We start from the raw sequence: 7,971 nt of genomic DNA, 5'->3' as shown, positions 1-7,971 counted from the left end.
CCCCTAGCGGAGTTTCGGAGCAACTTTTTTATTGTATTTAACCTAAAAATAAAATATAATTAATGTAATTTTAATAAATGAGGGTTAAAATTATGTGTGATATAGAAAATATAAGTGAAGAACTAATCAACATAAGAAGAGAATTTCATAAAGATCCCGAGCTGGGCGGAAATGAATTTAAAACAATGGATAGAATATGCAGTTACCTTGATTCCTGGGGAATCGAATACAAAAAAGGCATTGCACAAACCGGAGTGTGTGCCATTGTACGAGGAAAAAATCGTTCAGGAGAAAAAAATATTTGTGTTGGAGTAAGGGCTGACATAGATGCTCTTCCCTTAAAAGAAGAAGCAGACGTGGAATTTAAATCATTGAATGATGGAGCAATGCATGCATGCGGACACGATGCACACACTGCAATTGCCCTTGGAACAGCAAAAGTGATAAAATCAATGGAAGACACGCTAAAGGGAGATGTGAAGTTTTTCTTTCAGCCAGCGGAAGAAACTACCGGCGGAGCCGAAAGGATGATTAGTGAAGGTGTCTTGAAAAATCCTGATGTTGATTATGTGCTTGGACTACATGTGGATACAGGAATAAATACAGGCACTGTGAAACTGAAATACGGGAAAATGATGGCTTCTTCAGATGAAATAACAATAAGGGTAAGTGGAAAATCAACTCATGGAGCTCATCCTGACAAAGGTGTTGATCCGCTTGTAATTGCTGCAAATCTTATTATGTCGCTGCAGTCTCTTGTAAGCAGGAACATTTCACCGCTGAACCAAGCTGTGTTTACTCTTGGAACCATCCATGGTGGAACAAAAGGAAATATAATTCCTGATGAAGTTGAAATGACAGGAATATTAAGAACTCTTGATCCTGAAACACGAAGCTTCATGAAAAAGCGAATAGGTGAAATGGTTGAAAATGTGCCAAAGGCTTACGGCGGAGAAGGAAAATTGTTCATAAGGGAAAGCTACATGGCTCTTATTAACAGCGATGAGGCAGTTGACAGTGTAAGGAGCGTTGCAGAAAAAATTCTTGGTGAAAACAATATTATAATAAGCCAGGAGCCTGACATGGGAACAGAGGACTTTTCATATTTTGCAGCAAACGTGAAATCATGTTTCTTTAACTTAGGCTGCAGGAATGAAGAAATAGGTGCTGTGTACCCAATCCATTCAAACAGGTTTAAGATTGATGAAAATTGCCTTGCAACAGGAGTGCAGATCCAGGTTGAAAATGTACTGAAGCTTCTGGAGAGTTAAATTTATATTGATTAAACCAATCAGTGTTGTTACAATAAAAAAGAAATGAGTAGGTTATGTTTGGATACGTTACAATAAACAAAATGGAGCTTAAGTTCAAGGAATATTACAGCTACAGAGGCTATTACTGCGGACTGTGCAAGTGCCTTAAGACAGAGTACAGCAATTTGTCAAGGTTCACTCTGAATTATGACATGACATTCCTGATACTTCTATTAAGCTCATTGTATGAGCCGGAAAACAAGTCATACAATGAAAGATGCATGGTTCATCCCACAAAGAAACAACTGGTAATACAAAATGAAATAACAGAATATGCTGCTTCCATGAACATTATGCTTTCGTATTACAACATGATTGACAACTGGAACGATGAACGCGATGTGAAAAGTCTTGCTGTATGTAAAGCACTTGAGAGAAATTTCAAGAAAGCTTCCTTAAAATACAGTGAGAAGGCAGATAAAATCAAAGAAAGGCTTCAGAATATTTCTAAGCTTGAAAAGGAAAATACCCAGGATGTTGATGCTGTGTCCAATGAATTCGGACATCTAATGGAAGAAATTTTTTTGTATAAACGTGATGAATGGGAAAAGATATTAAGAAAAGTAGGCTTTTATGCAGGCAAGTACATTTATTTCCTGGATGCTTACGAAGACATGGAAAAAGATGAAAAAAGTGGATCCTACAATCCGTTTAACAACCTTGAAATTGAAGACAAAAAAGATTATGCAAGAGAACTTTCCATGCTCAACTTGTCATTTTTGAGCAATGAAATAGAAAAACTGCCCTTGGAACAGGACAAGGGAATAATAGACAATATAATATATTCAGGAATATTGAACAAAATCAATAATGTTGATAAGGAGAAAATTAAATGAAAGACCCATATGAAGTGCTTGGCTTGAGCCGAGGCGCATCAAAGGATGAAGTAAAAAGCGCCTATAGGAAGCTTGCAAAAAAGTACCACCCGGACATGAACGAAAACAACCCTCTTAAGGATCTTGCAGAGGAAAAGTTCAAGGAAATACAATGGGCGTATGATGAAATAATGAACGGCACAGCTTCAAGCACAAATTACAGCTCAGGTTCAAGTTATTCAAGCGGTTCTTACGGAAGCACAAACTTGTTCAGTGTAAGACAGCAGATACAGACAGGAAGGTTTCAGGAGGCTTTAAGAGCACTCAACAGCATGACAGACAGAAATGCTGAATGGAACTACCTCATGGGAGTTTGTTACGTTAATATAGGATCTATGGGACAGGGAATGCAGTTTGTGCAAAGAGCAGCAAACATGGATCCTGCCAATACAGAATACAGAAACTTTTTAAATCAGATATTAAATATGCAGCGTTCATACCAGCAAAGAGCGTACAGCTATGGAGGAAGAGGATCAAGTTCTGCCGACTGCTGTACACAACTTATATGTGCTGATTGTTTGTGTGAATGTTTGGGAGGAGACTTGATCTCATGCTGCTAAAAAGCAAAGATACGGCCTATTTAGGAGTTCTTTTGGGATTAAATCAGATTTTTGTAATACTTTCATCAGTAATAGAAACAAATACAATAATTCTTTTTGCAGCTGCAGCCTTGGTTGTGGGAATTGTTGTGGTTGAGTTCGGAGGCAAAAGCGCCTTTGTTTTTTACGCTGCTTCATGTATGCTGGGATTTTTTCTGACCTTCAACAAGGTTGAAATAATAACTTACATAATATTCTTCGGACTTTACAGCGTTGCAAAGCATATATTTGAAGCATTTATAAAAAACAAGAAAATTCAGTACGCGGCAAAGCTGGTGTTCTTCAATATTTCACTTGCTGCCATGTATTTTACAGTAAGACTGTTCATATCATTCAACTTGTACTGGTGGATGCTAGCAGCAGCACAGGTGGCGTTCTTAATTTACGACTACGCCTTTACTGTTTTTATCAACCAATACATTGAAAAGGTTAAACCTAAAATTAAAAGAAATTGATATAATTAAGAGTTAAGAATTAAGAACTAATGTAATGAAGAATTAATAATTAAGAATTATGAATTCAGGAAGGCATTGTGCAGAGCACAATGCCGATTTTTTATATAAAAAACAAGGATTTGTGCAACGCACAAATCCTTTCGTTTAATTCTTAATTCTTCACTCTTAATTCTTAATTGTGATTATTTATTCATTACAAGGTAATCTTCTCTTTCAGCGCCTACTGAAACATATTTAATGTAGCAGCCTACTTCTTTTTCAAGATATTTGATGTAATCATAAGCTTCCTTAGGAAGATCTGATTCTTTTCTGCACTTGCTTATGTCGCACTTCCAACCGTCTTTATATTCAATGACAGGTTTTGCAGCTGCAAGTTCTTCTCCTGTTGGGAAGTCTTTTGTTATTTTGCCGTTTACGTCGTATGCAACAACAACAGGAACTTTCTCCATGTAGGACATAACGTCAAGTTTTGTCAGTGCAAGTTCGTCAGCACCCTGAACGCTTACGCCGTATTTAGAAGCAACAATGTCAAATGGACCGACTCTTCTTGGTCTTCCTGTGGCAGCGCCGTATTCTCCGCCTGCTTCTCTCAAATCCTCAGCTTCTTTGCCGAACATTTCACAAGTGAAAGGTCCTTCGCCAACGCATGAAGAATAAGCTTTCATTATTCCAAGAGTGTTGTCTAATTTTATTCCTGGTATTCCAGCGCCTATAGGAGCATATGCTGCAATTGTTGATGATGAAGATGTGTATGGGTATATACCGAAGTCTATGTCTCTAAGTGCTCCCAGCTGTGCTTCAAACATTATTTTCTTGTTTTGTTTTACAGCTTCATTCAGGAACAATCCAACATCACATATGTAATCTTTCAGTTCTTCAGAATATTTTATGAGCCAGTCATACATGTCTTGAGGGTCAAATTCAATTGATTTGTATCCTCCGGCAATGAGCAGGTTTTTCCATTCAACAATGTGCTCAAGTCTTTCTTTTAAAGCTTCCTTGTTTGAAAGGTCTCCCATTCGTATTCCCTTTTTAAGGTATTTATCTCCGTAAACAGGAGCTATGCCTCTTCTTGTGGAGCCAAATTTCATGTCTTTAAGTCTTTCTTCTTCAAGTACATCCTGTTTAACATGGTATGGCAGACAAATAATGGCTTTGTCGCTTATTTTTAAGTTTTCAGGCGTTATTTTAATGCCTGCTTTTCTCAAACTAGATAATTCTTTATGAAGATGTTCTATGTCAATGACCATTCCATTGCCCATTACATTTACTACATCAGATCTCAATATGCCTGAAGGGAGCAGGTTCAAAATAAATTTGCCGGATTCGTTAATAACAGTGTGGCCTGCATTGTTTCCGCCTTGATAGCGGCATACAACATCATAATCTGCGGCCATTAAATCAACCATTCTTCCTTTTCCTTCGTCTCCCCAATTAATTCCAACTATAGCAGTTAGCATAATTGCCTCCTTATGTTTTGATAAAAGAATTATATATTTTGTAAATATTAAAGTCAAGGAATAATTTATATGCTGTAAAATCTGTTAAAATTTACATGCAGGTAAAAGTATGATTGACTTCAATGATTGTTGATTAAGGTTGAATTGTATGTTAAAATTAGACATGCATTATAGAATGTAACAAGCATAAATTGGGGTGTATAACCTCCAATGCAAAAATTAGGAGGCTTTATGTTTAAAAATGTAAGACATGCAATTTTATTATTTATTTTAACAGCGGTTCTCACAGCATGCGCCAATCCGGCAAGTGCAAATTCTCCAATTCCCGGCGAAGTCAATGAACCGGGAAGCGAAACTCCGGTAGCGGAAGAACCTTCACAGCCGGAATTGACTGAAGAAGAAAAGGCAGCACAAGAACTTGAGAAGAAAATTGCCGAAAGAGAAGAACTTGAAAAATCAAGAAAAGAAGAGTACAAAGAATTTTATGTGCCCCTTGTTCCCGTATCTGAACAAAGAGAAAAAGAATATGTTGAGGTGAGGGCGCTTTATGCCACAGGCCACACAGCAGGAAATGAATTGAACAAAGAAAACATAGATGCATATTCTGAATATGTGAAAGCTCTTCAGTCAAATGACAAGGCTCTTGCATCATCACTTTATGCTGCTGCTGACAAGGCGAACAAATTTGAAAGAATTGTAGGAATTGCCGACGCTACAGAAATCAATGGCCTGGTAATTAACGTCAAAGATGACAACGGATTCATAACATATGAAAGCAATGTTGAAATAGTTCAAAAAATGAATCAAAATACTCCAATACCAATCAAAGATGTAAAGAAGATGCTTGAAGTTTTAAAGGATTACGATATTTATACCATAGGAAGAATTGTTGCCTTCAAGGATAAGAATTTTGCAGTCCTCAGTCCTGACCATTCCATTCAGTTAAAAACCGGAGGTACATGGCTTGACCCCAACAGCGGCAACATTCCATGGATTAACCCATTTGATAAGTATGTTTGGAACTACAATATTGCCATAGCAAAGGAAGCTTCGCTTCTTGGATTCGATGAAATCCAATTTGATTATGTACGTTTTCCGGATGGTGCAAAAAAATATAATCCTATAACTGAATTTCCTGGAAGAAATGGCAGGGACAAAGATGTAGCAATTGCTGAATTCCTGCAGTATGCTAAAAAAGAACTTGCTCCATACAGCGTTAATCTCGGTGCAGATGTATTTGGAATAATCACCAGGACATGGGATGATTTTCCTGAGGACATAGGGCAGACGTGGATACTCATGGGTGAGCATGTTGACAACCTGGCACCAATGGTATATCCAAGCCACTATTCAACAGGTTGGTACAATTTAGAAAATCCAAATGCCAATCCTTACCTGGTAGTTAAGGGAGCAATGGAAGAAGCAATTGAGAAAAATTCATCCATGGAAAACCCTCCGCACATTAGACCGTGGATTCAGGACTTTGACTGGCAGGGAATCGAATATGGTCCAGACAAGGTGAGAGCTCAGGTTATTGCAGCAAAGGAACTTGGTGTGACTGAATACATGATTTGGAATCCCAGCAACGTATATGATCCCTATGCTTTCATGCTCACAGAGACAGAAAAGAAAACAACATATCCACTTGATAAGGGAGAGCTTGATTACACGGAAAAAACACCTGGAGACAGTGCCGATAAATATTTATCGGGTATGCTTAATGAGAGATTCAGCTACATGTATCTTATGACTCCGGTTGCTGACAGAGAAAAAGATTTTGACAGCTACCTTAAGGCAATGGAATCATCAAATGTAAGTCTCTTGCGCTACAAGGTTACAGGCTATGAAATGGATCCTTCAGACAAGGATAAGGCAACAGTTTACTTGAATTACAAAATAGAGATAAAAAACGGCGACGTTTCTCAGATTGTTGAAAAAGACAACGCTCAATGGCAGTCAGTGAGAGAAAACAACATATGGAAAATCAAAGTTGTATTTGATGCACAATAGAAAAAGGGGCGGGCAACCGCTCTTTTTGTATAACAGGATTACTTTTTCCTTGAATAATTAGCTCATGTACGCAAAGACGAAACCTATGTAATTAAAATAAAAACAAAAAGCTTGACAAGAAAAAATTTATTGTTATAATAAATTTTATATTTAAAAGTAAAGCTGTTTATATATTTCGGATTTGGAGGAGAGAAATGAAAAAGTACAATGTGGCAATATTAGGTGCAACAGGAGCAGTAGGGCAAGAAATGCTCAAGGTTTTAGGCGAAAGGAATTTTCCATACGGAGAGTTGAAACTTTTGGCAAGCAAAAGAAGTGCTGGTGAAGAAGTTGAATTTCAAGGCAAGAAATTTGTTATAGAAGAAGCAACAGAAAATTCTTTTGAAAATATTAACGTAGTCTTGTGTGCTGCTGAAAATTATATAAGTGAAGCACTTTCTCCGGCAGCAGTAAAGGCTGGAGCAGTTGTAATAGACAACAGTTCTGCTTTCAGACTTAATGATGATGTTCCTTTGGTGGTTCCTGAGGTGAATCCTGAAGATGTTAAAAATCACAATGGAATAATTGCAAATCCAAACTGCTCAACAATAATTGCATTGACTGCACTGAATGAACTCAATAAATATGCAAAAATAAATAGAATGGTAGTATCAACATTTCAGGCTGTTTCAGGAGCAGGCGTAAATGGAATAAAGGAATTGGACCAGCAGATTTCTGATATAGAAAAAGGCAAGACAGTTGAAATAAAAACATTTGCACACCAGATTGCTTATAATGTAATCCCACAGATAGGCGATTTTGATGAAATGGGATACTCACAGGAAGAAATGAAAATGCAGAATGAAGGAAGAAAAATATTCCACAATCCTGATTTGAAGGTAAACTGCACATGCGTGAGAGTCCCTGTTTACAGAAGCCACTCGGAATCAATTACTATAGAAACAGAAAAGGAAATCTCTCCTGAAAAAGCAAGAGAGCTTCTGGCAAATGCTGATGGAGTGAAGCTGGTAGAAGATCCTTCAAACAAGAAATACCCAATGCCTCTTGATACATCTAACCAGGATTTAATTTATGTTGGAAGAGTGAGAAAAGATATAAGCCAGAACAATTCACTTGTATTATGGTGCTGCGGAGACCAGGTAAGAAAAGGCGCTGCAACAAATGCAGTGCAGATTGCAGAAGTGCTGGTAAAAGAAAACTTAATATAATGATGTAAGAAACGGCGCAGCCGTTTCTTTTTTTATATACTAGAAAAGTTC

7 protein-coding genes are annotated in these 7,971 nt (G+C 37.4%); 6 read left to right on the top strand and 1 reads right to left on the bottom strand.

Annotated elements, in window-relative coordinates; genetic code table 11:
- Positions 1–92: 92 nt before the first annotated feature.
- From BN358_RS03085 to BN358_RS03070, 4 genes are read left to right on the top strand one after another with little or no spacing between them, the layout of a single operon-like run.
- Positions 93–1,271 carry a M20 family metallopeptidase gene (locus BN358_RS03085; RefSeq protein WP_019227867.1) on the top strand — a complete coding sequence of 393 codons (1,179 nt, stop codon included), beginning with the start codon at positions 93–95 and terminating at the stop codon, positions 1,269–1,271.
- A gap of 56 nt (positions 1,272–1,327) precedes the next feature.
- Positions 1,328–2,149: a DUF5685 family protein gene (locus BN358_RS03080; protein WP_019227866.1), complete on the top strand. Its 822-nt coding sequence runs from the start codon at positions 1,328–1,330 to the stop codon at positions 2,147–2,149.
- Positions 2,146–2,748: a DnaJ domain-containing protein gene (locus BN358_RS27390; protein WP_019227865.1), complete on the top strand. Its 603-nt coding sequence runs from the start codon at positions 2,146–2,148 to the stop codon at positions 2,746–2,748. Before BN358_RS03080 ends, BN358_RS27390 begins: the two co-directional genes overlap by 4 nt.
- Positions 2,739–3,242, top strand: a complete 504-nt coding sequence (locus tag BN358_RS03070; protein WP_019227864.1) for a hypothetical protein — start codon at positions 2,739–2,741, stop codon at positions 3,240–3,242. Before BN358_RS27390 ends, BN358_RS03070 begins: the two co-directional genes overlap by 10 nt.
- A gap of 182 nt (positions 3,243–3,424) precedes the next feature.
- Here the strand turns inward: BN358_RS03070 and BN358_RS03065 are convergent, their stop codons facing one another.
- Positions 3,425–4,702, bottom strand: a complete 1,278-nt coding sequence (locus tag BN358_RS03065; RefSeq protein ID WP_019227863.1) for an adenylosuccinate synthase — start codon at positions 4,700–4,702, stop codon at positions 3,425–3,427.
- Positions 4,703–4,933: 231 nt separating this feature from the next.
- Between BN358_RS03065 and BN358_RS22195 the strand changes: the two genes are divergently transcribed.
- Positions 4,934–6,712 (top strand): putative glycoside hydrolase, encoded by a 1,779-nt coding sequence (locus tag BN358_RS22195; RefSeq protein WP_019227862.1) that lies wholly within the window; start codon positions 4,934–4,936, stop codon positions 6,710–6,712.
- 194 nt (positions 6,713–6,906) lie between these two features.
- A complete protein-coding gene (locus tag BN358_RS03055) occupies positions 6,907–7,920 on the top strand; it encodes an aspartate-semialdehyde dehydrogenase (RefSeq protein WP_019227861.1) in 1,014 nt (337 codons plus the stop codon).
- Positions 7,921–7,971: the final 51 nt, after the last annotated feature.

This window comes from Sedimentibacter sp. B4, assembly GCF_000309315.1.
Taxonomy (GTDB): Bacteria; Bacillota; Clostridia; order Tissierellales; family Sedimentibacteraceae; genus Sedimentibacter; species Sedimentibacter saalensis.
The sequence above is the reverse complement of the archived record's forward strand: the minus strand, read 5'-3'. Positions and strand labels throughout refer to the sequence as shown.

Excerpts from the sequence above, each read along its gene's own strand:
- BN358_RS03085 (WP_019227867.1), top strand. The coding sequence starts at position 93 with ATGTGTGATATAGAAAATATAAGTGAAGAACTAATCAACATAAGAAGA.
- BN358_RS22195 (WP_019227862.1), top strand. The coding sequence starts at position 4,934 with ATGTTTAAAAATGTAAGACATGCAATTTTATTATTTATTTTAACAGCG.
- BN358_RS03070 (WP_019227864.1), top strand. The coding sequence starts at position 2,739 with ATGCTGCTAAAAAGCAAAGATACGGCCTATTTAGGAGTTCTTTTGGGA.
- BN358_RS27390 (WP_019227865.1), top strand. The coding sequence starts at position 2,146 with ATGAAAGACCCATATGAAGTGCTTGGCTTGAGCCGAGGCGCATCAAAG.
- BN358_RS03055 (WP_019227861.1), top strand. The coding sequence starts at position 6,907 with ATGAAAAAGTACAATGTGGCAATATTAGGTGCAACAGGAGCAGTAGGG.
- BN358_RS03080 (WP_019227866.1), top strand. The coding sequence starts at position 1,328 with ATGTTTGGATACGTTACAATAAACAAAATGGAGCTTAAGTTCAAGGAA.
- BN358_RS03065 (WP_019227863.1), bottom strand. The coding sequence starts at position 4,702 with ATGCTAACTGCTATAGTTGGAATTAATTGGGGAGACGAAGGAAAAGGA.